Source organism: Lacrimispora sp. YZC11 (genome assembly GCF_057543815.1).
Genome location: NZ_BAAJYQ010000020.1, coordinates 503,539 through 529,687, shown reverse-complemented (window position 1 = coordinate 529,687; position 26,149 = coordinate 503,539). Strand labels below are relative to the sequence as shown.

The following is a 26,149-nucleotide window of genomic DNA, read 5'->3' as shown; positions in this document are numbered from 1 at the left end:
AAAAATATTAGGCGGAACGTATTGATTTTATTATTATAGAAATACAAATATACAACCCCTTGGTTATTATATCGGATAAGCAAGGGGTTGTATGATTATGATTTTTGACCAATAAGACCATCTCTTCCGGGAATTAAGTATGCTTTTCTTTAATCGATCCTTTTGTATGAATCATATTCAGATACTCTTGCGTATATTTCTTATCAAAAGTCGCACATCCTACCTTGGTCTGCTGAATCAGCATCTCTACGCAGTGGTCGCAAAGTGTACACCATTTTATTGATGCATCGTCATTTTTCTCCATCTTCGTTGGGAGATATGGATCCGCATAAGACTGACGTCCAATAGCTATAGCGTCAACAACACCCTCATTAATATTCTTTTCTCCCCAGAAACGGAGTGTATTCTTTTCTTTTTTAACTGCATGGAAGCCTTTTCTGCCATCTCTGTATATTGAATAGCCGGAACCTATTACAGCGGTTTCAGGTCTCAGAGCATTACGGCATGCCTTCTGTAAATAAAAATGTATGTATGCATAGTCAGGAGTACGTACGTCAGGGTGAGCCAAATCCAGAGTGATGGAGGGGGAGCCTGCAGACTGGAGTATGAAGTTTGCACCATGAGCTTCCAATGTTTTAATTAAATCTATTGGCTCTGTCAGATCCATGCATGCGCTGTCTGAATTCAATGTACCGAATCCGCCCGGGAATCCTTCATAAATAGAAATTTTTGAACCTAATACAAAGTTCGGATCTGGAATAGCAGCTCGTACTCCGTCATAAATATTAATTGCAAACTGTTTGCGGTTTTCCCATCTGCCGCCATATTTCCAATTCTCTTTGTTATAAGGTCTAAGGATCTGAGAACCCAAATAACCATGACAGAGCTTGAGGTCTACTCCATCAGCACCAACTTCATAAGCGTATTTTGATCCCTGTATATATTGATCGATTACCTCATCGATTTCCTTTTCACCAACCAGCTTTGCATCCTCATAGCCTGGCAGCGGCTCTTTTGTAACACGTATTCTTGTTGAAAACTCCGGATTGCTTATCTCACCTGAATGTGTGATCTGGAACAATAAAATAGTATCAGGGTTGATTTTCTTCAAATGGGCAACGAATTTCATCAATGCCGGTAAATTATGTTCTCTGATTGAAAGCTGATCTTTACGTGATCTGTGATCGTACTGAGGTGTAATGGCTTCCAGAACAACAATACCAGCTTTTCCTTCAAACAATCTCTCATAACGCGCATAAGTTTCTGGACTTGGATCACCATTTGGTAATGCATCGCAGCATTCCATAGCATTGATTACGATACGATTTGGAGCTACTCTGTTACCAATCTTCAAGGGCTTAAAAAGTGGACTTAACTCTCTCATTTTATAACACTCCTTTTGATTTTTTTTCGATGGATCGAATCCATCTGACAATTATAGTTTAAACCAAAAGAGAAAAAGGACAACGCCTATAAAACGCCTGTAAAATACTAATGGAAACCTGGTATTTTTATGAATTTCCGTTTTACTATATTATTGAATAAGCTGGTTTTAAGCCAGTTAAAAAGCAGAATTTCGTGAAATTATCTGGTCCTTTAAGTTATGTATCATAACCTTTGATGTGTAAAAGCATCTGGAAGATCATGATCAATACCAGGTTTATATTAGTATTAATCATGTATTTTTCAGGAATTACGAATCACGATTTTGTATTATAACATTATGTTATATAACTTTTTAATATTTAATAATCTAAAGGAGGCTATATCATGCGCAGAATGGTAACATTATTCACAGGTCAGTGGGCGGATTTGGAATTTGACATTATGTGTCAGAAAGCGAAGCAAATGGGATATGACGGCTTGGAAATAGCGTGCTGGGGCAATCATTTAAATCCATCAAAAGCAGCAACGGATGAAAGTTACGTTCAATCCATCCTGGATACTTTGAAAAAGTATGATTTAAAATGTGAAGCCCTCGGAGCACATATCATCGGCCAATGTGTAGGAGACGGGCCGGATGTAAGACTGAATAATTTTGTTCCTAAAGAATATTGGAATAAACCTGAGGAAATTCGTAACTGGGCCGTTCAGGAGATGAAGTATTGTGCAATTGCGGCGAAACATATAGGTGCGAAGGTTGTTACAGGCTTTACAGGATCTCCCATATGGAAATACCTTTATTCCTTCCCTCAAACAACAGATGCAATGGTTGAAGAAGGCTTTGACGAAATCGTTCGCTTGTGGACTCCGATATTGGATGTATTCAAAGAAAATGGTATTAAGTTTGCTTTGGAAGTTCATCCCGGCGAAATCGCATTTGATTATTATACCACGGAAAAAATACTCCAAAAATTTGCTGACCGTGAAGAATTCGGCCTCAATTTTGACCCTAGTCACCTGATATGGCAGGGGATCAAGCCGCATATCTTCCTGAATGATTTCATTCATAAAGTTTACCATGTGCATATGAAGGATGCAGCCGTAACTTTAGATGGAAAATCAGGTTTGCTAGGCTCACATTTTGATTTTGGTGATTTAAGAAGAGGGTGGAATTTCCGCTCATTGGGACATGGAGATGTAAACTTTGAAGAAATAATTCGCGTTTTAAACCGATATAACTATCAGGGCCCTTTATCGGTAGAATGGGAAGATAGCGGTATGGAAAGGGAATATGGCGGAGCAGAAGCCGCAGCCTTTGTAAAAAAGGTTGATTTTGCTCCTTCTAATGTTAAATTTGACGATGCGCTTAAAAGCTGAGGAGGGTTATATTATGAAACGCAATATCATCCGTTATGGTATGGTAGGGGGGAGCCTAAACTCTTTCATTGGCAGAGTACATAAAAATGCTATTAATTTCGAAGTCAATGCAATGCTGACTGCCGGGTGCTTCAGTTCAAACAAGTCAAACAATCTGGAAACAGGAGATTATTATCATTTACCAACAGACAGGGTTTACGCAGATTATAAAGATATGGCTGAAAAGGAAAGTCAAAGGAAAGATAAAATCGATTTTGTGTGTGTTGTTACACCAAATTCAACTCATTATGATATAGCAAAAGAGTTTCTGTTACACGATATTAACGTAGTCTGTGAAAAACCACTTTGCTCTGAAATCAGCCAAGCAGAGGAATTGAAAAAGATTGCCTTTGAAAGAGGATTGTTATTTGCTGTGACATACACTTATTCCGGTTATGGAATGGTAAAGCAGGCAAAACAACTTATTAAAGAGGGTGGCATCGGCAAGGTCATCAACGTAAATGCGGAATATTTGCAGGAATGGCTTATAGATTCAATCGGCAGTGATGCTTCTCAAACGGCCAAATTATCTGGTTGGAGGACGGATCCTGAAATTGCGGGTATATCCAATTGCGTTGGGGACATCGGAACTCATATTGAAAACACCGTAGCGTATATGACTGGTTTAAGAATCAAACGTGTCGCTGCCAAACTGGATTATTTCAATCAGCCTTTGGATTTAAACGCAAACATGCTGGTTGAGTTTGATAACGGCGCTAGCGGCGTTTATTCCTGTTCGCAGGTGGCTGTAGGCTATGCAAATGGCTTAACGATAAGAATTTTCGGCACCAAGGGTTCCATTGAATGGAGGCAGGAACAGCCGAATCAGCTAAAGGTCACGTTAAAAGGACAGCCGTCAGCTATTTATGAAAGAGGTACAGGATACATCACCGGAAGAGCTGCCCAACTGAACCGTATCCCTAGCGGACACCCTGAAGGCTATTACGAAGCTTTCGCCAATGTCTACAAAACGTATCTTGGTGCCATTTTAAAAACTATTAACGGAGAAAAACTAACAGCAGAAGATTTGGATTTTCCCAAAATTGAAGATGGTGTTGAAGGCGTAAAGTTTATCCATGCTGTTGTAGAAAGTGCTGGAAATGATTCATCGTGGTTTATCATTTGATCTTAATTGGATCCAAAAAAAGTTAATTTCATCGCATTGATAGACAGTAAGAATTTCGGGAGCTAAGTGATTCTTACTGTCTATCATTATATAGTTAACAATTCTGAACCTGAGATAGTATATGAGCCCACTTTCCTGCCCGAGACTGCGCCCATGCTATTCACGAAAAAAGGGCGTGAAAGTTATCACTCTCATGTCCTTAATTTTAGCAAATAACATTTTTAACCTCGGAACTCAATGAATTCGCCGTCAGGGCCTTGAAAAACAACTCTTTTCCAGCTTTTTTCCTGAGGTGATCTGGGCTCGGGAATATGTGGCTCAGTTACGACAGGGATCCCTGCATTCTTAAGCTTTTGATAATCTGAATCAAAATCATCGCTAATGAGACAGAAATGATACCCCTTATTCTCCTTTTCATGAGTCCAGTGTTCAAACTCTAACACGGTATCGCCCAACTGAAGATAAACAACCTTTTCAAGGTCCGGTACCCCGGGAACATCGTGTTCAAAATATTTTTTAAATCCAAAGTTTTTTTCATAAAAGTCGATCGACTTTTGTCTGTCTTTTACCGAAAATGCAACATGATCTATTCGTGTAAACATGAAACAATACCTCCTGTGCTCAATCTTAAATTTTTATAAATATAGTTTAATCCTTATTAGAAAGGTCAATTTTAATCTGCAGCACAACCCAATTATCAGAACTGGTATTATTGAATCCGTGTGTCTCACCATTCGGTGAGAAAATTATATCCTTTTCTTTCAGAAGTATTTCTTCATTGTTTATTGTAATTGTGCCTTCACCAGAAATTACATAAAAGACTTCATCGATATCCGAATGCTTATGATCAGGAGTTGTTTGTCCTGGGGCATAAAGCAAAAGTCCTGTATCCAACTGGCCTTCTTTGAAAATTGCCTTACGCGCACTTTTTTCAGCTGCAAAATCAAGAATATCGCCAATATTAATTTTTTTCATTATTTTTACTCCTATCTATTTGAAATAGTATTCAGCTATCATTAGCAATTTAAACCCAAACCATCTGACTTAAAAGGTACTGCTGTACAATTACTATAATATCGTTACAAACTTTTTGCAAGAAGGCACTATTTTGTGTTATACTAACCATATAGTAAGTGAACACAATAATTGATAGGAGTGATAATAATGCCATGTGATAAATTATGCCCTATTGAGCATACTGTCAACTTGATCGGGCACAAATGGAAGGTACTTATCCTGAGGAATCTATTCAATAACGGTACACAAAGATTTATTGAACTCAGTAAAGGAATCAACGGAATAAGCCAGAAGATGCTGACACAACAGCTTCGGCAGTTGGAGGCCGATGGGATAATTTGTAGAAAAGTTTATCCAGAGGTACCACCAAAGGTCGAATATTCTCTTACGGAGCTTGGACAATCTTTAAGTCCCATTATGGAGGAAATGAATCGATGGGGAATAGAGCATCTTAAACACAGTGATCTGAATCAGCAAAATAATGGGTAATTGTCTTTATCGAAACAAAGGGAATGCCGGTGTAAGCTTAACACCGGCATTCCCTTTGTTTTGACCTATATACGTTAGTCAACATCCCTATGCTCTATAGCGAATTCAGGATCACGGATACGACCAACGATGATAATTGCCACAATGAAAATAGTAAATGTAAACACAAATGGCAAGCGGCGGTCAATACTTGATAACCAACCAGCAAAGTAGCCAAATGGTGAGGCAAAAGCAATGGTAAAGGACATAATCAAAGCATTAATACGAGCCCGCTCCTTGGGATTAATGTTTAACTGGAGCAAGGCATCCTTACGAGGCACTACTAGGGCACTTGCTACTGCCGCAACAAAGACATAAATGATAATAAACGGTATACTACCAATAGGAGTCAGTATCAGAAGAATCGAGCTCGCGGCATACAATACCAAACCGATCCACATAGGTATCCGGAATTTCACAAATTCCAAGCGGTGTTGTATTCCAATCATGAAAAGCAACATCACAGCCGCATTCAAAATGGGGAAAAAAGCCAGATAACGATCTGCTATGCCTAGCCTTTGTGTTACATACAAGCTAAAGAAGTTGGTACTGACAAGATTCGTTATATGTAATATCACAGAGACAATCAGCACTTTCATAATCTCTTTATTCATTAGAACTTTGGGTATTAAATCCTTGTATTCATATAACATCTGTAAAACAGGGGTATCTTTCGTCTCGGCCATACGAATCTTTCCTTGCCGGGTTTCATCACAATACCGATAAGTAATAATCACCTTAATAAGCATATTCACAGCAAAAACAAAATATAAAACACGGACAACCGGAACCACGGTAAAGGAATTTATCAACAATCCCGAAATTGGAGCAAAAAAGATTGCAACTAAACCGCCGATGTTCACCCAGGTGTATATTCCTAATAAATCCTTGGATTCTGCATCTTCAATCAATAAACAAAACCATGCCGTCTGGTTAATCTGCTCAAAACTGTTAAATAAAACAGCAATTAAAAAGAGCCAAAAGTTACCCGAGATTGACCATACCAGGCAAGCAATACACCAGCCAAAGAAATCACCCATCATGGTTGTAAATTTGCGCCCCAACTTATCGGTGATGATGCCACCAAGGAAGGAAAAAAATACCTGGACAAACATAGCAACCGACAGAATCAGTCCGATTTGAACGTCCGTTATTCCCTGCGTGTACATATATAGTGTGGCAAAAGGTGTGATTAAGTTAAACGGAATACCCCATAGAGGTTCCATCAAAATTAGAGTTCTTGGATTTCCTTTGTTATGTTTTAATAATTCAATTAGTGGGTGCTTCCGCAGAGTTTTTACTTTTTGTACTGTATTCACTGGTTTCTCCATTCTACGACTGATTCTATATTCATGACTGTTCCGTCAATTTCTAAGGAAGAGAACGAAGCGACGAGTAAACAATATTGTACTAGCTATTTTTCCACGCCTCGGTTCCGGGATGAAATCCTGTTAATCTGAGGTTTACATATCAACACCCACTGTTATCTACACATGATAGCTTGCTTCATTTTTTTGGGTTAATAAGACACTAGTCTTCAGATGCATCCCTTATAGAAGCTTCATTTTATAGTAGCACTAATTTATATTTATTGCTACCTATAAATACCGCAAATATGGTATTAAAATAAAATCTTGTTATAAATTGTTATAATAAAATCTAGTGGTACTTAACAAAACCTGTATACAGTTGTCAAATCATAGTCGTTGACAACATAAGGCGGGCCCGGAATTGTACTGAACTCCAAATATTGGTCTGTTCTATGAATGCTTTGACCTATCATACCCCCAACCACAATCCACCAGGCCACTTACCAGGCATTCCATGGATTGTATAACCCTTAACTCTTCTGCTGTAAAACAGTCTCTTAAATCATCTTTCCGATTCCATACTTTTCCCGCAACTTCTTTGCGTTTGTACCACAAATAATATTATGAATAGCAATTAAAGTAAAAAATAAATCAGATTTTGTTGTTAATTAATATAATTTACGTTTAGGAAACAAGGGACTACGAAAATTACATAACTATTTTATTAAAGAAAGTAGTTTTTTGATAATTTTCTCTTGACACATTTAAATCGTCGTGTTATACTAAGCATGTATTTTAAATAAGGTCTTGATTTCGCATGTATACGTAAGTCATTATTCTATTGATGATTTACATATATATGCGATTTTTAGTTCTATCAAAAATACAATATTAATATTTAAGGAGGTATCTTTCATGACTAAAGGTACAGTAAAATGGTTTAATCCACAAAAAGGCTTTGGTTTTATCTGTGACGAGCAGGGCAACGATATATTCGTTCATTTCTCCGGTCTCGCAATGGACGGTTTCAAAACATTAGATGAGGGTCAGTCTGTAACATTTGATGTAACAGAAGGTAATCGCGGATTACAGGCCGTTAATGTTCAAACTGCATAAACCTTGTGATAAGAAAGACCGCTTATAAGTGGTCTTTTTTTTTTATGTCTTCTACGTCCATAATTTATTAAAATCTATCTTCCAAACTCATCTGCTCAACTGGCTCAAAATTCAGCCGGAATCCATGGCTCTGCATGGACCGCACCGCAAAGTACCCGGCCTGCTCACCGGAGACTGCGGATCACTCGCAAAGTTTAGCGGAACCTAATTCTGATGAGCAAAAGTAAACGGCCAAAGGAATGCCTGCCGGATTGCACTACCTTATAGTTTAAAACACTGTCTAATAAATCGCTATCGGTCCATAGGGCCCATCAATAATTTCTATTTTCGTTTCAAAAATATCCGTCAAAATTTTTGAATCCATAATCTCATCTACGGTGCCAAAAGCGGCAATTCGTCCATCTTTCATAGCACAAATCCGATCAGAATATTTGGCCGCAAAATTAATATCATGCATAACCGTCAGAATTGTTCTTCCAAATTCATTAGCCGCATGTTTCAAATGCTCCATCATTTGAACAGAACGAGCAACATCAAGATTGTTCAAAGGCTCGTCCAAAAGTACATATTCCGTCTCCTGGCACAAAACCATTGCCACATATGCCCTTTGCCTTTGACCGCCAGAAAGTTCATCTAAATATCTATTTTCCAAATCAGTCAAGTCTAAAAAATCGATATATTTAGAAATAATAGCTTCATCCTCTTTCGTTAATCTTCCTTTTGTATAAGGAAAACGCCCAAATCCAGCCAGCTGCCTGACAGTAAGCCTCGTTACAAAATGATTTTCCTGCCGCAAAATAGTCAAAACTTTTGCTAAGTCCTCTGATTTTGATTCAGTAACATCCATATCTGCCACCTTAATGTGACCTTCTTCCATATCCAAAAGTCTTCCAATCATCAAGAGTGTCGTAGATTTTCCAGCACCATTGGGTCCAATTAAAGAAGTAAGACCTGCTTTTGGTATTTTAATATCCAAAGGTCCTATTTCTACCTCATCATACGACTTTCTGGCATTATCAATAATTATCATAAAGTACCCTTCCTTAAAATTACAATTAAAAATGCTATTCCGCCAAACATCTCGATAATAACTGAAACTACACCTTGAGCCTTGAATATATGGTACATAAAAAAGTATGCACCTGTTATTATCAAAAATCCAATCGCGAGAGCCATTGGAAAAATATATCTGTGATCATACGTTGGCGCCGCTTGATAACTCAAAGTTGCAACTAAAAATCCATAAAAAGTAAGTGGTCCAACCAAAGCCGTAGAAATTGACATCAAAACAGAAACTAATATTAGAGCATAAATTACGTGAGCCTGATGTTTGACACCCAAAGAAGTAGAGCAATCCTTTCCAAGTGACACAACATTTAACTTCTTAGAATAAGAAAGAAGAAGTACTGCTACAATTATTACAACTGGAATTGCAAGAGGAAAATATTTCGAATCTGCATTATTGACAGAACCAAACAATCTTGCCTGTAAAATATCAAACTCTGACGGTGCAAGAAGTCTTCTCATAAAAGATGATAAAGACTTCAGCCCAGTTCCCATAATTACTCCAACTAAAAGCATAAGCTGTAAATTTCCATACTTTCCGGAAAGCAGCCAGCCATAAAGGATCAAGCACATCAAGACCATAACAACAACTTGAAATACAAAGGATTCAATACCACTAAAATTTATAAAGGCACTGGCACCAAAGAAAAATATTGTACTGGTATGAATGGTTGAGTAAAGTGCTTCAAAGCCTAAAAGCGAAGGGGTTATAATCCTGTTACTCGTAATCGATTGAAAAGTGACTGTCGACAAACTCTGACAAACTGCAGAAATAATCATTGCAGTAAGAGCGAACGTCCTTCTTCTGACAACCGGGAGAAAAGAAGGAGAATCAATTGGAACCGGATTATTATAAACCAAAAGGCCATAGGAAGCAAGAACGCCCAAAACAATCAATGTTATCAACAAAATCCAATAATTTTTTTCTTCTTTCTTAGAACGAAAAGCTCTCGCTGATCTGTTTTCATGATGAAGGCCGGTATTGTATTCTATTCTGTTCATCTTAGCCTCCTTTGCCTCAATAAAATAACAATAAATACAATTGACCCCACTGTTCCAAGAATCAAAGAGACAGGTACTTCAAAAGGCATTATAATTGTTCGGGAAATAATGTCACAAAGAGTTATTACACCCATTCCCAACACACATACCCAAGGCAAATTACTCCTAAGATTATCTCCTCTATACATTGAAACAATATTGGGTACAATTAAACCTAAGAAAGGTAAATTTCCAATAACGGCTGTAACAATTCCAACAGCAAAAGAAATAAGGCCAGTCCCCAGAATAACTATCTTGTTATAATTTACTCCAAGACTTGTAGCAACATCTTCCCCCAGACCGGCTAAAGTCAGCTTATCAGCACAAATAAAAATAAGGCCAGTAACTATAATAATCAGCCATAAATATTCGTATCTTCCGATTTGAACCGCTGCAAAAGAACCTACAAACCAGCTTTCAATATTTTGCGTCATTTGGAAGGTAAGTCCCACAAAAGTAGAAAATGCAGAAATAACTGCTCCAAGCATCATCCCAATAATCGGTACAATCAAAGAAGAGCGAAGTTTAACTCTTTTTAAAAACAAAAAGAAAATCATAGTTCCTATAAAAGAGAACACGATTGCCCCGGTCATTCTTAAAACTAAAGTTGGTGCCGGAAATAATAAATAGACAAGAAGAAGTCCCAAACCCGACCATTCAATCGTCCCTGTTGTGGTAGGTTCAACTAAACGATTCTGTGTAATAAGCTGCATGACTAGTCCTGACATTGACATTGCAGCACCAGTAAGCATGAGTGCAGCTGTTCTTGGAACCCGTGTTATGAAAAACATATCCCTTCCATCCACTTGACCCCGTATATCATAAACTCCGGTAAACAGTGATATAATACCTAAAATAATAACAACGATAATCGCTAATATAAAAGGTTTTGTCCATTTTTTACTGTAATTATAACGTTGGGGCTGAGAATTCCCAGCCCCAATCATTTTTTTCATTGTATTTTTAAACACTATGCTATACTCCTATATACTATTCAGCCAAAGCCTTTGCAAGGTCTCCAAATAACTCCAGATAGGTTTGTATGGATTCATTTGTGTATGTATCAGCTGGTGCATAAACGATATGTCCTTCAGAAACTGCAGTTATGTTTTGAAGAGCAGGTGAATTATCGATAACATCCTGAGCAGGAACCGCATCAGTTGTAGAAGATACTGCAGCATCACGATCTAACACGAAAAGCCAATCCGGATTACTTTGTGCAATGGCTTCAACAGAAACATCATCGCCTTGATGATCGGAAGTAGCATTGTTAATGTCTAATGCCGATACCCAGCCGAACACTTCATACATCGGTCCCCAGACACGTCCCGAACCAGGAGCTGAAAAACCAATATTTCCGCCAGAAACCACAACACTCATAACTGTATCCGTTCCATTATATGCAGACTTGACAGCTTCAATAGCCTTATCAAAATCAGCTGCCAGCTGTTCAGCTTCTTCATTTTTATCAAAAATCTTTCCCAAAGTAACTGTAGAATCCTTAAGTCCATTTACTAAGTTTTCTCCAGGTGTATCAGCTTCCTCAGAAACATCAAAATTCAAATCAATAACAGCTGCATTTGGTACTAATTCTTTTATTTCTTCGTAATAGGAAGCAAATCTTTGACCAATAATTACGAGTTCAGGGTCGGCTGCTGCTATAAGTTCAAGATTTGGTTCACGATGATTTCCGATATCCTGAACGGACTCATCGGTTACATATGGTGAATCTGCCGGCATTACCCCCTTGGGAACAGCTACTAATTTAATTCCCCAATCTGATAATGTTTCGTAAGTTCTATTATCCAAAGAAATTACATTTTTAGGATTTACAGGAACTGTAACCGTTCCATGAACATCGGTGATTTCAACCGTTAAAGCTGCCTCAGGCTCCGCTGTTGTAGTGGTTTCAGCTTCAGTAGCCCGAGTCGTTTCAGTAGCTGTGTTACTTGAATTTGAGCAGGCTGTCAACATCATAGCTACAGCTGCAATAATAGCAGTTGATTTTAATATAGATTTTTTCATGGCTGGTCTCCTCTTTAAATAAATATAGTAAGTTAGTTTCCGCTAACTCCACCATTGTATTATTATAAAAGGTTATTGTCAACCGCTTTTTTTAATAATGGTGAACGAATTTCACATTACCCAACCTCTGAACGTTTAACTTTCATCCCCACATCTAACTTGACATTTGTGGAAATCCGAAAAAAAACGGGACCAAAAAAGACCATTTTTAAGTCTCTTTTTCGCCCTGTTTTCATCAAAAAAACACTATATCTTGTGGTTCTCATCTGTTTTTATTAAAACCGCAATACGTCATCATTATCACTACTTCCACATGTCTTGAGTATACAAAAAAGATGCCGCTTGAGTTTAAACGCAACGCCTCATACCCTTTTTCGATGACTATATGTATTCCTCTATAAAAAAACTGCACCCCTTTCGTCTAACATGTTGATTTTATCACATGCCTGACTTTTGGAGTGCAGTTAAATCGGAGGTTGATTTCCCTGTGTTGTTTAAATTTGTTTTGCCGTTACTTTTGCATAATATGGATGGCAAAACCGCCAAACTCGCCGTCTAAATAGACGTTCTTCAGTTTGCCATCCTCGGAATATGCGGCAGTATCCATGTTGAAGGAGAAGCCTTTCTCTTTCAACTCCTCTGCGGCAGCGGTCAAATCAGGTGTACGCATAGCGATATGACCGTTTGCACCCAGGAATGGAGCCTTCATACACTCGAAGTAAGGGCCGCCGAATTCGGATTTTTGTCCGTGACGAGGCTCCAGGTTAAACATCATGCTCAGAAGCTGAGCCAGTTTTTCTGCCTCCTCAGCATTTGGGGTGTTGATGCCAATATGCTCTAGTTCAAATTTATTATTCATAATCATACCTCTTTCTCAAAATGTCGGAATATTATCCGTTTCATATAAAGTTAGTTATTTTTTGATACGCATTGAATGCATTCAGTCACTACTGATTTTGTCGCAATACGCTTGTCGTAAGCGATAAGAGAGACCATAGATCCCTCATATATGCAATAAGGGCTTAAATGAATCAAAAAGATTACCATTCATATAAGTAATTTAGAAGCTTACATTGGGAATATCAGCAAAGCTCCGGCAGTAAGAGCAAGCAGGCGGATGAAGTACATCGGAACTGTGAATTTCCAGAACTCAGTCAGCTTGTAGTTGCCAAGGCCCATGATCATAGCCGGCATGCCGTCAATAGGCAGGAAATGACCGTTCCAGCCTGAAACTACGATTGCAGCCGCGGCAGCAGTCGGATTTAGACCCAAGCTTAAGCAGGTAGAAATAGCCAAAGGTGCAAATACATATACAGTACCCAAGGTAGAACCTGTAAGGGTTGCAAGTACACTTGTCAGGATACAGAAAGCAAAAACCAGAAGGAAAGGATTGATGCTAGTGCCAAGCATTTGGGCCACAGTTTCTCCAACTAAAGCGGTCAGCCCTGTATTGCCAAGAGCATCGGCAACGCCAATAACACCGGCAGACATCAAAATGATTGGAGAACCGATGCTGTTACGAATTTCATTGAAATCCAAAACATGGGCAGCCAGCAGTACAGTTACAGCCAAACCTGGAATTACATAACCTGCATCGCCAATTTTGCTTTGAAGAATCATGCCAACAACGGCAGCCGCAAAGGCTACATATGTAGTGTATTCTTTCCATTTTGGCATTTCGGTAATGTTTTCGCCATGGGACTTAGCATTCTCGGTTGCCTCTGCGATCGGATGGCTAGGCAGTCTTTTGTAAGCAATTAAGCACCATCCCAGGAAGGCTAACGAAAGTATTAAGTTCACAAAAGAGAATTTCACTAAGGAAACCTCACCAACAGTTGCTCCGGCAGCTTGTAGAACAGCAACAACAATGCCGTATTGCAGTGCCACGTTCACAGGAATCAAAGGATGGTTGGCAGCGAAGCCGGAAGCCATAATAATTTTGGAACCTGGTAATTTTTCATTGAAAGGTATGGTGGACAGGATACCTAGAGTAAGAACATAATATGCAGTTGAGCCTGTGCCGAATAGGCTGGTACCTAGCATAACCACAAGAATCAACAGTACATAGGCCTTAAAGCCACCTTTGCCAGCCATGTTGTACATTGCTTTTTTGAAAGAAGCAATAAAGCCGGTCTTTTGCAGAGCGGCTATGATTGCCATGAAGGAGGCAAGCATAACAATGGTAGAGTTAGAAAAGCCAGCGAAAGCAGTCTTGATATCGGCTACGCCGAAAAGAACCAATAGCAGACATGCGAGAATTGGAGGTGCACCGAATGGAAGTTTTTCTGTCATGATTAAAATAATCATGACTACAGTGATAGCAAGGGCAATAATCATTGGGATGGTCATTTGTTTGAACTCCTCTCTTTTATACAGGATTATTTTTTGCAGTTGGGCACATGATATCAATTCAAGCATTCGGTTTGGCGAAATGCTTGAAAACCGACTTGGAGAAATGCGCGTACAGTGTATATACCATACAATGTCAGGCTTCTTTCCTGGCATTAACCATAAGGATGGCATAATCTATGGCATTGACCAGGCTCAGCTCACTGGAACGGCCGCTGCCTGCTAGGTCGATGCCGGTGCCATGGTCCACGCTGGCACGAATGATAGGCAGACCCAGGGTTACGTTCACACCTTCGACAGCCTCCCAATGCTTTTCCTCACGGTTATAAACAAAGCCTTTCACCTTTAGTGGGATATGACCTTGATCGTGGTACATGGCCACAACGATGTCATACCAGCCGCCCAGTGCCTTAGAGAACACTGTATCAGGAGGGGTAGGCTTCTTTTCAGGGATAATGATGCCCTCAGCCATGGCAGCCTCGATGGCAGGCTGGATTTCTTTCACTTCCTCCCAGCCAAACATGCCGTTCTCACCACAGTGGGGATTCAGCCCTGCAACGCCAATTTTAGGTTCTTTAATTCCCAGTGCTTTGCAGCCTTCGTTGGCAATGCGGATGCAATCTAAGACACGATCTTTCTTGACACGGTCACAAGCTTCACGTAAAGACACATGAGTGGAAACATGGACGACCCGCAGATCGCCGTGAGCCAGCATCATGGTGTACTTAGGTGTGCCCGTGTAATCAGCATAAATCTCGGTATGGCCTGAGTAGTGATGGCCAGCCATGTTTATGGCTTCCTTGCTCAGAGCATTGGTAACCGTAGCATTGATCTGGCCATCCATAGCCATCTGAATAACTTTTACAACATACTGGAAAGCTGCCTCGCCACCTAAGGCACAGGCTCCCACGCCAAAAGGCTTAGGTACATCCAGTTTGGAGGTATCCGGAATTTCGTCTGAAGGAATCAGCTTCAAATCCATTAGGTCGATGGTGCCATAAGTGTACTTGCCTTCGGCGGGTGTGGAAACCACATTCAGCTCCAGATGAATTCCGTGAACTTTCCCGGCCACCTTCAGAGCGTAACTCATGGAAGTCTCGTCTCCTACTACTAAGGGTTTACAACGCTGGTAGATTTCCGCATCTGCCAGTGCACGAACAGTAATTTCCGGGCCATTTCCAAAGGGGTCACCCATGGAAATGCCAATAATAGGTTTCAATTGTATACTCATATTAGCACATCCCTTTGTCGGCGTTTTCCTTCAAAACTTGTTTTAGTGCGGTGGCGCCTTCGTTGCATAGGTAGTTGAATGGACGGCGGCAGTCGCCTACAGGATAACCAAGCAGAGAAACAGCCTTTTTCACAACAGTGTTAGGATTGCCATATTTGAATACGGCACGGAAGGAGGCGATGGAGTCTTGAGCGGCTTTAGCCTCTCCGAGCTTGCCAGCCTTGAACAGTTCATAAATAGATGCAAGAACATGAGGATATACGTTGGCACATCCTGCGATGCCGCCTGCACCGCCTGCCTCTAAGCAAGGTAGAATCAGTGAATCGTTTCCGGACAAAACACGGAAATCTTTGTCTAATTCCTTTGTAAGGTTGATGTAGGCAAGTAAGTTATCCCAGTCACCGCTTGAGTCTTTGGCACCCATGATGATATCTACATCTTTCGCCAGCTTTGCAACGGTTTCAGGAAGCAATTTATTGCCTGTGCGTGCAGGGATGTTGTACAGCACGATCGGAATGTCTACATGCTTTGCAATTTCCACATAGTGGTCGTAAAGCTCTTTTTGTGAAGCAAGCGCAAAGCTGGGCGTGATAATGGATAGCACGTCGGCGCCAAGCTCCTGCGCTTTCCTGCTAATACGAATGGTATCCGCCGTGGAAACGCAGCCGGTACCTGCGTACACAGGAACACGACCTTTTACTTGGTCGATCGTAGCCTCAAGAACCTCAATTTTTTCATTTTCGCTTAGGATGTAACCTTCGCCGTTGGTTCCGAATGGGAACAGACCATGGACGCCGCCCTCCAACATGCGTTCAATCTGGTTACGAAGTTCCTTCTGATTGATCGATTCATCGGGATTCATAGGGGTTAGAATCGGTGGGATAATGCCTTTTAATTCAACATTCTTCATAATAACGCTCTCCTTTTCTATTTGTGTAATAATTTATAGGATTTCTAAGTACAGGTTTCTTGCATCCTCTGCAGTTACAAGACGCATATTATTTAACAGCAAGCGCTGCACTTGCATACCGGCCTCTACTAAGCCGTCCAAATCCTCGAGTGGAACGCCGAATTCCTTTAAGCTGGTTGGAATTTCTAAATGACGTACGATTCGCTCAAGTTGCTCAATCATCCATTCTGCCTTTTCATTCGTTGTTTGGCAGATATTTTCGGTGTCATGGCAGCAGCGATCATATACTAAAGCAAAACGATCCTGACAGACAGGTGCATTGAAACGCATAACCGGTGCCAGTAAGATCGCATTGGAAACGCCGTGAGCAATGTGATACTTGCCACCCAAAGGATAGCTTAGGGCGTGAACAGCTGTGGTACCGGAAGCTGTGATGGCAATTCCGGCATAGAATGCAGCAATCTGCATCTTGTTCTTAGCTTCCATAGCCTCGGGATCATCACAGGCAGGGATAATATTGTTCAAAATCAGATCAAGCGCTTCCATTGCAAAGGTGTCTGAGAATGGATTAGCCTTTTTGCTGGTGTAGCACTCAATGGCGTGAGCTAAGGCATCCACGCCGGTAGCAGCAGCAATCTGTCTAGGTAGATTTTTAATCATGCGGGCATCTAAAATCACATAATCGGCAATCATATTTTCGTTTACTATGCCAACTTTCAGCTCTTTTTCCGGAACTGCGACAATGGCATTTGGAGTTACCTCCGCACCGGTGCCGGCGGTGGTGGGAATCAGAATTGTTGGAACACACTTTTTTGCACGCCCCGGCTCATCCAGTAGTTCCTTTACACCGTATTCATCGGTTACAAGCACGCTGGCCAGCTTGGCAGCATCCAAAACACTGCCGCCGCCGCCGGCAATCATCATATCTGCGCCGCTTGCTTTGAATTGATCAACAATATTCTGCACCGCTGTGTAGGACGGCTCTGGTGGAATCTCGTCCAGTACATAGTAATCTGCACCCGCAGCCTTTACTGCAGCTTCCGGCAAATCAAACAGGCCGGAGGCATGTATTACCTTGTCGGTAAACATGGCTACACGCTTAACTTGATGATTCTTTAGGATTGCGGTGATATTGTCTATTGAGTTTTCGCCGCCATAGACGGCATGGGGCAATTTTACGTTATATACAGTCTGCATCTGACATCACTCCTTTTGGTAATAATTTAGTAAAAGATATCCTTGTGGATGTTGCTTATTTTGTGCCCTCGCCGGAGGTAGGGTTGTACACGCCGACGTACTCACGCTTTGCGCCGATAACATCTTCTTCGGTGAAGCTAACGTATTTAATGCACTTACGGGTGTACGCCGCGTATGTTAGATGCAGTCTGCCATCAGTGCTCTGCATCAGGTAAGGGTACTCGTACTGCTTGTTGTTTGTTTTGTTCTCCTCACCGATGTATCCTTCGCCGCGTTCCATCAAGCGGATTAATGGGAAAGTAAGGCCGCCGTCTTCGGACAGTGCCACAGCAACAGGGCAACGCAGCCCCGGCCATGCAGCTTTGCCTGGAACGGGAGATGGAGTGGCGGTGGGGTTATATGCCACAGCAACACGGCCGCTTTTGGTGCGGATAGCACTTATAGAGGAGTTATTGTTTGGCAGAGGAGTAGGTTTCGGCTCTGACCAGGTTTCGCCCCAGTCCAGAGATTCGCTGCGGTAGACATTGTCGGCCTCACGGCTGCGCATGAAAGCTGCAAGGTGCCCGTCATCCATCTCCACAACGGTAGGATGAACACGGCCACAGCTGTCCGGCATTTCTACCATACGCCAAGACTTGCCCTGGTCATCAGAAATCTGAAATACGCTGGGGTCACCGGACAGACCTTCTTCAGAGTCGGTGCACAGCCAGTTGCCAAAAATCCAGCGGCCATTTTTCAGAATCTGAATCGGCTGGCGGCAGAAGCTGCCTTCTCTTGGGAAGACGGTTTCATAGCCGCCCCAAGTCAGGCCGCCATCAAAGCTCTTTTGGCATCTGATTTGAGAGGTGAACTGCATGTTGTCTTTGCCCGCAATGCGGTCCAACTGCGCGGTGTACATACACCAAACAGCACCGTCAGGGCCGTAGAATAAAGATGGATTCTGCTCGCTGCGCTTTGGGTCACCGGAAACGGAGACCGGCGACCTCCATCGATCGGCACCCTTTGGAAGACGGGCACATACAATATGTACGTCGGCTTCCCCTTCATAAGTTCCCGCAAACCAGCAACACAGCATGTCGCCGTTTGGCAACTCCAGCATAGCAGGAGAATGGCAGGTGGCGAAAGGGCCGGGAGGTACCATGGATTCCACAGTACCCATTTCTTCGTTGCGGTAGATACGACCGTCTAAAGTCAAACCGGCGAGAGTAGGATAGTTCATAATATATACCTCCAGTTAATATTTTGTTATTTTCAGGAAATCTTTTCTGCTAATTTTATAAGCAGATCTTGATCTCCAAAACCACCGGATTTTGAAATAATATGATATGTTTTTTCTTTGTAAATAAATTCTGTTAAAACAACGCCTGTTGCCATTTCGCAAATTGGCGTCAGCTCCGAAACGTCTACCGCTTGCATTAATGCCATCAGCGTGTCGCCGCCGGTACATAAAAGAGTGGCGTTCAGACCATCGTCAAGTATTCGTTTAATCAAAACTGCCAGATTGTCCGAAATTTGCACCCGAAGCTGTTCCGTTGTCAAGTTGTGTTCCCGTGCGTAGATATCGGTATCCTCACACCCTTCCGGGTCATTAACATCAAGAATAAAGCGTTTTTTTGCGGATGCCTGTGCCAGCCATTGACGAACACATTCGACCGCCTGTTTACTATCCACCCAGCGACCTTCCAGTTTTTGAACAGGGTTCAAATTTACATGTGGAAAGCCGTGTTCCTGTGCCGCCTTCATTTGGCTGATCGTTACCGGATTGACACTGCCGCAAGCTATAAACAGAGTATCTTCAAGCTTTGGTATTTTCGGGGCAGGCCCCTTCAAATTCAGCATATCTGCAAGCACCGCCGCAAACCCGGCACATCCTGCACAGAATCGTAACAACTCCAGCCCCAGTTCTCTGCCGATGTGTTTTAAATCTGCATCTGTTTCAGCATCAAATACCTGGATGCCGGGATTTGAAATCTTATGCTCTTCCTTTCGTGGGTGTATCAACACCGGCACATTTGTTTGCTGACCAAGGATATCCGCCACCGCCGAGTCCAAAACCGGTTCAAAAAGATCCTGGCCAAAAACACTCTGGGCCAAAGGTACACCGTCGATATAGTGAATTCCCTCCCGGGTGACCCTGCCCAGTTTGGGAAAGGCAGGGAGAAACGGTATGGTTTCGACACCTGTTGCGTCCATCAGTGCCGTCAGTTCACTGCCAATATTTCCCCGCAGTACGGAGTCTGTCTTTTTATAAATGTAAGCAATTCCGGCTTGAAATGCTCTATGCACTGTGCTGTACACAATCTCATAGGCCTCCTGTGGCTGCAGATGCCGGGTTTCTGCAACCATTACTAAAACTTCAACTGTTTTTTCAATTGACCGGAAATCATAGTTTAAATCTGTGACCACGATTGTTGCCGCACCCCTGGCTGCAAACTGCACGCCTGTGTCAAGTGCTCCCGTGAAGTCATCAGCAATGATTAATAGCTTTACCATTCATTCACCTCCTGTTGTTTCATTTTGAAACAGTTTAGAAGGGCTAATTTCTTTTTTTGTACATTTCGGAAATTGTTAATCCCTTTTAGTTTAAATTTATATTCATTTTATATAAATTCCACTACTTTCGTCAAGTTATTTTCGCCTTTAAATTGTTTATATTTGAAACATATGAAAAATTTGTTGCTTAATTTTTGTGCATTTGGTATAATATGTTCAAATATGAAACGTATTATTGAGGTGTTTATGAAAAATTATATTCGTGTTTTGGGCATTGCACCCTACGAGGGAATGAAAATTCAGATGCTCAATCTGGCGAAAGAATATCCCCAGATTGATTTGACAGTCTATGTGGGTGATATGGAGCAGGGTCTTATCATCGCTCGGAATAACTTTCATGGAGATTACGATGTGGTAATATCCCGTGGTGCTACGGCGCAGATGTTGCGGCAGCAGCTAACCATTCCGGTTATCGAGATTGAAATTTCTATGTATGATATTCTCTGTGCCATCAAACTGGCGGGCGGGCTGAAAAAAAAGACTACCATGATTTCCTTCGCCGATATTCGAAACCATGTGCAGCCCCTATGCGATTTGCTGGAATGTGATATTGATATTCATATAGTAGATTCTATTGAAGCGGTGGAGCCGACCCTGCGTAGTCTTCAGGATAAACAGTGTGAGACCATTCTCTGCGACGTGATTGTTAACACCACAGCCCAGCGGCTCGGAATCAATTCCTTCCTTATCACCTCCGGGATAGACAGTATCCGAAATGCCTTTAACCAGATATTGCTACTGTGCGACAACCAACAATACCTGCGGGATGAAAATTTGTTTTTTCGAGAGCTTATTCGCGGGCAGATCGGACAGACTATTGTCTTTGACAGTCAGGGAGATCTGTTTCTGTCCACGCCGGAAGATCTAAAGCCCGAATTATTGGAATTGCTGCGTCAGGAACTATCCCAAGCTGGACAGGAGGGGGATCAGCGAATCAGTCGTTCTTTAAAAGGCATGCGCTACTCCATTCGTGTTCGGCAAATTGCCAGCGGTTCTTTGCGATATACCGCCTTTTTCTTCGATGAAAGAAAATTACCGGTATCCTCAAACCAGATTGGTATCAGTTTCTCCGGTCGAGCCGAGGCAGAGGCAGCTTACTACAACAGCATTTTCAGCTTTGCAGGGAATCTCCAAGGTTTTCAGCAGGAAATTGACCAAATAGGCCAAAGCACCGCCCCTGTCATTTTCACAGGCGAGGATGGCACGGGTAAGGAATCTATCGTCAGCATGCTTTACATCAGGGGCCCGCTGCACAACAACCCCTTAGTGTCCATCAACTGCAGCCTGCTGAACGACCGTAGCTGGGCGTTTCTTATGGAGCATCACAACTCCCCATTGGCAGACGAGGGCAGCACCCTATACTTTGCAAATGTGGATGTATTATCTCTGGAACGGCAGTACCAGCTAATCGCTGTGCTGAAGGAGATGGATGTGTGCCAGCGAAACAGAGTAATGATTTCCTGTGTTTGCCAGAGTGGCGAATATATATCTAAAGTAGGTGCTCTTTTTCGAGAAAAACTTTCCTGTCTTTCCTTGTATCTGCCGCCGTTGCGTCAGCTCTCACATCAGATTCCCACTCTGATGAATCTATGTCTGAGCCACATGAACGTCAACATGCCCCGGCAGATTTTAGGTGCAGATCCGGAAGCGCTGTCTCTGCTGCAAAGTTACAACTGGCCCCATAATTACACCCAATTCCGTCGGGTAATTGGGGAACTTGCGATAACGGGTGCCAGCCAAATCATCACCGCCGAAAATGTCCGTCAGGTACTGCGTAAGGAGCGGCACGTTGGTGCTTTCTCCTCCCTGAAAGAAAATGCCGCTACTCCTCTGGATTTAAACCGTACACTTACAGAGATCAGCCAAGACATCGCTATTCGGGTGGTCAACGAAACCGAGGGCAACCACACCGCCGCAGCCAAACGCTTGGGCATCAGCCGTACAACCCTATGGCGTCTGTTGCAAAAATAATAAGCAAAAAAAGCACACAAGTATCTGTCAACTAAACATATGAGTGCCTGGGATGGCAAAAAAGCTAGTAAAACATTGTTTACCAGCTTCAGACTGCAGACAAAGGAGCTAGGGTACAAGCCCTAGCTCTATTTTTATTTTATTTTCGAATAATTTCAGTACAGAAATTTCATGCAATCATTTTCCTTTACAATCTATCATATGTCTGTTTCAGGAGCAGAGCATCCTTTTCCAGCAACGGGCCTTCAGCAATTATACACCCCTTAACCTTAAAATCCTTAATCGCTCTCAGACATTCTCTATAGTTGAAATCACTTTCCATTAATGGAGCATGACTTTTTTCTCCCTTTGAGGTATACCTTATACCTCCCATGTGAATATGCAAATCCTCTATTGCGCTCCTGCCCAGATTATTGCAGACATATTCAAGAATATCCGTAAAGTCATCATACCTTCTGAGTCCTCCGTTCGTTCTCGCATGGATATGTGAAAAATCAATACAAAGCTTACAAGTAGGAATCTCTTTACACAAAGCCACCAGTTCCTCCAGAGTACCAAACTGAGTTCCTTTTCCAGTTGTCTCAAGCCTATAATTGACTCCGCAGTCAGGCAGCTTCCTTAAATTATCCTTAATGGTATCATAAGTTTCTTTCTTTGAATCTTTCATATAGTATCCTGGATGCAATACCAAACTCCTTCCGTTGACCTTTCTCAGCCCGCCGGCAGCATCAATTATTCTTTTTACTGATTGGTTCTGTATTTCAACATCATCAGCATTCAAATTCAAATAATGAGACGCATGTGCGGAAAGATAAAATTCTTCCTCATTCTTCGCCTCCAGTATTGCCTCCTTGTTGTGATCCGTTACATTAACATTACGGACAAAAAGAAGTTCCATAGCATCCAATCCCACAGACCTCAAATAATGAATGGCACTTGCATAATTATATTTCTTTGTGCCGTTATGTATCGGCAAGCCAGATATACCAAATAACAATCTTTTCATACTTTCTACTAATCATCTAAATTCCTGCAAATTTACTGGAACCCGGAATTTCCCTTTCATTGTTAAAGTGAATAACTCAATTTGCGGGTTTAGCCCCAAAAGATTATTCCCAACCTCCAACCTAACCCGTCTATAATAATCAAACCTATAATGCCATTATCAGACGGTTCTTTAATTTCTATTCTGACAACATGGGCACTAAAAAGAAAATATAATTATTTAGTTATTCTGTCCGCTTAATATCTTCTATTTCCGTCTTTATATCTAAATACCAAGAAGCTATCATACAGGACAGAAACATTATATAAATTCTATTTCGGGCAACCGGTCTTTCCCCTTTGTTTGTATTATAATGCAGATTCCGGTCATTTCAAGAAGAGCTGCTTTCTGACAGCCCAGAAAGTTTTTAATGTTAGAGTTTTTAAGTTTTTCAACTTGAGCTCGGAATGGAGTTTTTTATGGTTGAAGTTACTTCAGTTGAAAATCGTTTCCGCATATGGGAAAAGCCCACTTTTACATGGGCCTTTTTAGTCTGTGTTTTTTTGTTTTAGTTTTTAAGAGCAGTCTGAAAGGAAATAAATTAAAGGCATGCCTCTAATTTATTTCCTTTAACTCACCTGTAATCATGTATATCGTTCTTTCACATATATTGGTAGAATGGTCGGCAATTCTCTCAAGATACCGTCCTAAGAACAGAAGTTTAGTACCTTGTTTTGTAAGTTCCCTTTTTTCTGTGATGATGTTTAGGATATCATTTATAACGGTTTCATAGAGCCTGTCAACATCTTCGTCCCTCTCAGCTGCCTTTTCTGCAAGGGCAATATCCTCATTTACAAAAGCATCAAGACTCATTTTTAACATTTTCTGAGCAATATCTGCCATCCTTGGAATATCTTTTAGGGAATTCATAATGGGTTCTTCGCCAATCTCAAGTATTACCTCTGCAATATTTACTGCATTGTCTCCCATTCTTTCAAGATCTGTTATGATTTTCAGAACCGATGCAATTGTCCTTAAATCCTTGGCGAGAGGCTGCTGAAGGGCAAGAAGCATCATACATTCCTTTTCAATTTCAAGTTCTAACTGATCTATTTCGTCATCTTTCTTCAAAACATTCCTTGCAAGATCAAGATCTTGTGTCTTTAAAGCAGTCACTGCCGTGTCAATAATATTCTCAACCTGAGCTCCCATTTTTAATACCTTTTGTTTAACTTCAAGTATCTTCTGTGTGAATCGTTCTCTAACCAATATGCTCATCTCCTTTTACAAAAAATTAAAGAATATACGGAATTTTAACCAAATCTTCCGGTAAGGTAATCGTTCGTTCGATTGTCCTTGGGGAATGAAAAAACCTCTTGGGTATAGCCTTGTTCTATTAGATCTCCCATTAACATGAATGCAACCCGGTCAGCGATACGCCCAGCCTGCTGAACCGTATGTGGTGCAATGATAATGGTGTATTGCTCCTTAAGCTGTATTAAGGATTCCTCAATTTTAGCCGTTGATATTGGGTCAAGAGCAGAACAGGGTCTGTCCAGCAAAATAACCTCCGGCTCAAGAGCCAAAACCCTGGCAATACACAAGCGCTGCTGCTGACCACCGGATAACCTGGCTGCAGGAGTATCCAGCCTATCTTTGACGTCATCCCAGAGGGCAGACATACGCAGAGCCTTTTCTACTTCCTCTGCCACAGCCGCCTTGGTTTTCATTCCACCCATACGGGGTCCCAATGCGACATTGTCAAAGATGGACATAGGCAGAGGTGTTGGTACATCAAAGACCATCCCTACCCTGCGGCGCAGTTCTGTCACATTAACGTCCGGGTCAAAGATGTTCTTCCCATCTAAAAGTATCTCACCCTCATGCCGGGCTCCCACAGTCAAGTCACTCAGACGGTTTAATGTGCGAAGCAGTGTTGTTATACCACTGTTGGCCGGACCAAAAACAGACATAATCCGATTTTGGGGTATCTCTAGGTTAAGTTCTTTAATAACCTGCTTTTGTTGATAATAGAAGTTTAATCCTTTTATTTCTATTTTTGATTTCTGTGTCATTTTTCACCTCTTAACGGCCTTTAGCTATGAATCTATTGACCAGCATATTGAAACCAACATTAAGCAGAAGAATAAGAATAATCAAGAGCGCTGCTGTTCCATAAGCGTTATCCATGGATATTCCCTCCCTCGCCAGTATATAAAAATGTACTGCCATCGTTCGAGTTGGGGAGAAGAGTGATGTTGGCATGCGCAATGCTGAGCCGGCTGTTAAAATAACAGCAGCTGTCTCCGCTACACATCTCCCTATGCTCAAAATTACTCCATTAACGATACCAGGGAGTGCAGATGGGAGTACCGTCCTGGTTATTGCCTGCCACTTAGTGAGTCCCAAAGAGAAGCCTACCTCCCGGTATAGCTGTGGCACAGTACGAATCGCCTCTTCTGATGTACGTATGATAGTAGGCAGAATCATGATAGCCATGGTTAATCCACCGGATAAAATTGACCATCCCATTTTTAAGTATATGACAAAGAAGATAAAACCAAAAAGTCCATAAACAATGGATGGTATCCCTGCCAGGGACTCGGCACTGAAACGGATAATGCGGGTGACTCTGCTCTCACGTGTGTACTCCGTAAGGTATATAGCTGTTCCAATTCCAAATGGTGTTGCGACAATAACGGCAACTGCAGTCACAATCAGAGTACCGACAATGGAAGAGGAAATACCCCCAGAACGGCCCATATCCCGCGGAATATCCGTTAAAAACTGCCAACTGAGCATAGGTATGCCCTTGATTAGTATATGGATAATTATTGAAAAAAGAATTGCAATAACAAGAAGAGCAGCTGTCCAAATCAAAAATTTTGCTATCTTTTGGGAAGTTTTCGCGCTAATTCTCATAGTG

The 26,149-nt window shown here is 41.6% G+C and carries 24 protein-coding genes; 5 read left to right on the top strand and 19 right to left on the bottom strand.

Annotated features, from left to right (window positions below; all coding sequences use genetic code 11):
* Window positions 1–133: 133 nt before the first annotated feature.
* The gene (locus AC27IJ_RS23950; protein WP_487151080.1) at window positions 134–1,384 is read right to left on the bottom strand and encodes an oxidoreductase; all 1,251 of its coding nucleotides are present in this window, start codon (window positions 1,382–1,384) and stop codon (window positions 134–136) included.
* 386 nt (window positions 1,385–1,770) lie between these two features.
* On the opposite strand from AC27IJ_RS23950, the gene AC27IJ_RS23945 reads away from it, so the two are divergent.
* Together AC27IJ_RS23945 and AC27IJ_RS23940 are read left to right on the top strand one after the other, a co-directional pair.
* Window positions 1,771–2,760, top strand: a complete 990-nt coding sequence (locus AC27IJ_RS23945) for a sugar phosphate isomerase/epimerase family protein (protein ID WP_313153190.1) — start codon at window positions 1,771–1,773, stop codon at window positions 2,758–2,760.
* A gap of 13 nt (window positions 2,761–2,773) precedes the next feature.
* Window positions 2,774–3,925, top strand: a complete 1,152-nt coding sequence (locus AC27IJ_RS23940; protein WP_487151078.1) for a Gfo/Idh/MocA family protein — start codon at window positions 2,774–2,776, stop codon at window positions 3,923–3,925.
* Between the two features lie 221 nt (window positions 3,926–4,146).
* Here the strand turns inward: AC27IJ_RS23940 and AC27IJ_RS23935 are convergent, their stop codons facing one another.
* Together AC27IJ_RS23935 and AC27IJ_RS23930 are read right to left on the bottom strand one after the other, a co-directional pair.
* Window positions 4,147–4,527, bottom strand: coding sequence for a VOC family protein (locus AC27IJ_RS23935; protein ID WP_487151076.1), 381 nt, complete (start codon window positions 4,525–4,527; stop codon window positions 4,147–4,149).
* 46 nt (window positions 4,528–4,573) lie between these two features.
* Complete coding sequence (locus AC27IJ_RS23930; RefSeq protein WP_312441208.1) at window positions 4,574–4,900, bottom strand: cupin domain-containing protein; 327 nt, start codon at window positions 4,898–4,900, stop codon at window positions 4,574–4,576.
* Between the two features lie 189 nt (window positions 4,901–5,089).
* Between AC27IJ_RS23930 and AC27IJ_RS23925 the strand changes: the two genes are divergently transcribed.
* On the top strand, window positions 5,090–5,431 hold the full coding sequence (locus AC27IJ_RS23925) for a winged helix-turn-helix transcriptional regulator (RefSeq protein ID WP_312441207.1): 342 nt from the start codon (window positions 5,090–5,092) through the stop codon (window positions 5,429–5,431).
* 74 nt (window positions 5,432–5,505) lie between these two features.
* Here AC27IJ_RS23925 and AC27IJ_RS23920 read toward each other — a convergent pair whose 3' ends face one another.
* Complete coding sequence (locus tag AC27IJ_RS23920) at window positions 5,506–6,789, bottom strand: MFS transporter (protein WP_312441206.1); 1,284 nt, start codon at window positions 6,787–6,789, stop codon at window positions 5,506–5,508.
* Window positions 6,790–7,695: 906 nt separating this feature from the next.
* Between AC27IJ_RS23920 and AC27IJ_RS23915 the strand changes: the two genes are divergently transcribed.
* The gene (locus AC27IJ_RS23915) at window positions 7,696–7,896 is read left to right on the top strand and encodes a cold-shock protein (protein ID WP_312441204.1); all 201 of its coding nucleotides are present in this window, start codon (window positions 7,696–7,698) and stop codon (window positions 7,894–7,896) included.
* Between the two features lie 280 nt (window positions 7,897–8,176).
* Here AC27IJ_RS23915 and AC27IJ_RS23910 read toward each other — a convergent pair whose 3' ends face one another.
* The 11 genes from AC27IJ_RS23910 to AC27IJ_RS23860 form a co-directional block, all read right to left on the bottom strand.
* Window positions 8,177–8,926: an iron ABC transporter ATP-binding protein gene (locus AC27IJ_RS23910; protein WP_487151073.1), complete on the bottom strand. Its 750-nt coding sequence runs from the start codon at window positions 8,924–8,926 to the stop codon at window positions 8,177–8,179.
* On the bottom strand, window positions 8,923–9,963 hold the full coding sequence (locus tag AC27IJ_RS23905) for an iron chelate uptake ABC transporter family permease subunit (protein ID WP_312502616.1): 1,041 nt from the start codon (window positions 9,961–9,963) through the stop codon (window positions 8,923–8,925). Before AC27IJ_RS23905 ends, AC27IJ_RS23910 begins: the two co-directional genes overlap by 4 nt.
* Entirely contained in the window at window positions 9,960–10,973 is a 1,014-nt protein-coding gene (locus AC27IJ_RS23900) for an ABC transporter permease (protein WP_312441201.1), read from the bottom strand. Before AC27IJ_RS23900 ends, AC27IJ_RS23905 begins: the two co-directional genes overlap by 4 nt.
* A 19-nt stretch (window positions 10,974–10,992) precedes the next feature.
* Complete coding sequence (locus AC27IJ_RS23895; protein ID WP_313259437.1) at window positions 10,993–12,027, bottom strand: siderophore ABC transporter substrate-binding protein; 1,035 nt, start codon at window positions 12,025–12,027, stop codon at window positions 10,993–10,995.
* A gap of 511 nt (window positions 12,028–12,538) precedes the next feature.
* Window positions 12,539–12,886 (bottom strand): VOC family protein, encoded by a 348-nt coding sequence (locus AC27IJ_RS23890; protein WP_024296292.1) that lies wholly within the window; start codon window positions 12,884–12,886, stop codon window positions 12,539–12,541.
* Window positions 12,887–13,095: 209 nt separating this feature from the next.
* Window positions 13,096–14,376, bottom strand: a complete 1,281-nt coding sequence (locus tag AC27IJ_RS23885; protein ID WP_487151069.1) for an SLC13 family permease — start codon at window positions 14,374–14,376, stop codon at window positions 13,096–13,098.
* A gap of 136 nt (window positions 14,377–14,512) precedes the next feature.
* Window positions 14,513–15,607 carry a PdxA family dehydrogenase gene (locus AC27IJ_RS23880; protein WP_312441197.1) on the bottom strand — a complete coding sequence of 365 codons (1,095 nt, stop codon included), beginning with the start codon at window positions 15,605–15,607 and terminating at the stop codon, window positions 14,513–14,515.
* 1 nt (window position 15,608) lies between these two features.
* Window positions 15,609–16,517, bottom strand: coding sequence for a 4-hydroxy-tetrahydrodipicolinate synthase (gene dapA, locus AC27IJ_RS23875; RefSeq protein WP_487151067.1), 909 nt, complete (start codon window positions 16,515–16,517; stop codon window positions 15,609–15,611).
* A gap of 33 nt (window positions 16,518–16,550) precedes the next feature.
* Window positions 16,551–17,714, bottom strand: a complete 1,164-nt coding sequence (locus tag AC27IJ_RS23870) for an iron-containing alcohol dehydrogenase (RefSeq protein ID WP_487151065.1) — start codon at window positions 17,712–17,714, stop codon at window positions 16,551–16,553.
* 55 nt (window positions 17,715–17,769) lie between these two features.
* Window positions 17,770–18,933, bottom strand: coding sequence for a sialidase family protein (locus AC27IJ_RS23865; protein ID WP_487151063.1), 1,164 nt, complete (start codon window positions 18,931–18,933; stop codon window positions 17,770–17,772).
* A 32-nt stretch (window positions 18,934–18,965) separates the two neighbouring features.
* Window positions 18,966–20,207, bottom strand: a complete 1,242-nt coding sequence (locus tag AC27IJ_RS23860; protein ID WP_487151061.1) for a four-carbon acid sugar kinase family protein — start codon at window positions 20,205–20,207, stop codon at window positions 18,966–18,968.
* Window positions 20,208–20,453: 246 nt separating this feature from the next.
* Here AC27IJ_RS23860 and AC27IJ_RS23855 point away from each other — a divergent pair, with 246 nt between their 5' ends.
* Complete coding sequence (locus AC27IJ_RS23855) at window positions 20,454–22,238, top strand: sigma-54-dependent transcriptional regulator (protein ID WP_312441189.1); 1,785 nt, start codon at window positions 20,454–20,456, stop codon at window positions 22,236–22,238.
* 187 nt (window positions 22,239–22,425) lie between these two features.
* On the opposite strand, the gene AC27IJ_RS23850 is transcribed toward AC27IJ_RS23855, so the two are convergent.
* The 4 genes from AC27IJ_RS23850 to pstA all read right to left on the bottom strand — a co-directional run bounded on the left by AC27IJ_RS23850 (window position 22,426) and on the right by pstA (window position 26,145).
* The gene (locus tag AC27IJ_RS23850; protein WP_487151058.1) at window positions 22,426–23,244 is read right to left on the bottom strand and encodes a TIM barrel protein; all 819 of its coding nucleotides are present in this window, start codon (window positions 23,242–23,244) and stop codon (window positions 22,426–22,428) included.
* A gap of 594 nt (window positions 23,245–23,838) precedes the next feature.
* Entirely contained in the window at window positions 23,839–24,501 is a 663-nt protein-coding gene (gene phoU, locus AC27IJ_RS23845; RefSeq protein WP_313156041.1) for a phosphate signaling complex protein PhoU, read from the bottom strand.
* A gap of 35 nt (window positions 24,502–24,536) precedes the next feature.
* Window positions 24,537–25,298, bottom strand: coding sequence for a phosphate ABC transporter ATP-binding protein (locus tag AC27IJ_RS23840; RefSeq protein WP_312502633.1), 762 nt, complete (start codon window positions 25,296–25,298; stop codon window positions 24,537–24,539).
* A gap of 10 nt (window positions 25,299–25,308) precedes the next feature.
* Entirely contained in the window at window positions 25,309–26,145 is an 837-nt protein-coding gene (gene pstA, locus AC27IJ_RS23835) for a phosphate ABC transporter permease PstA (protein ID WP_312441184.1), read from the bottom strand.
* Window positions 26,146–26,149 lie beyond the last annotated feature (4 nt).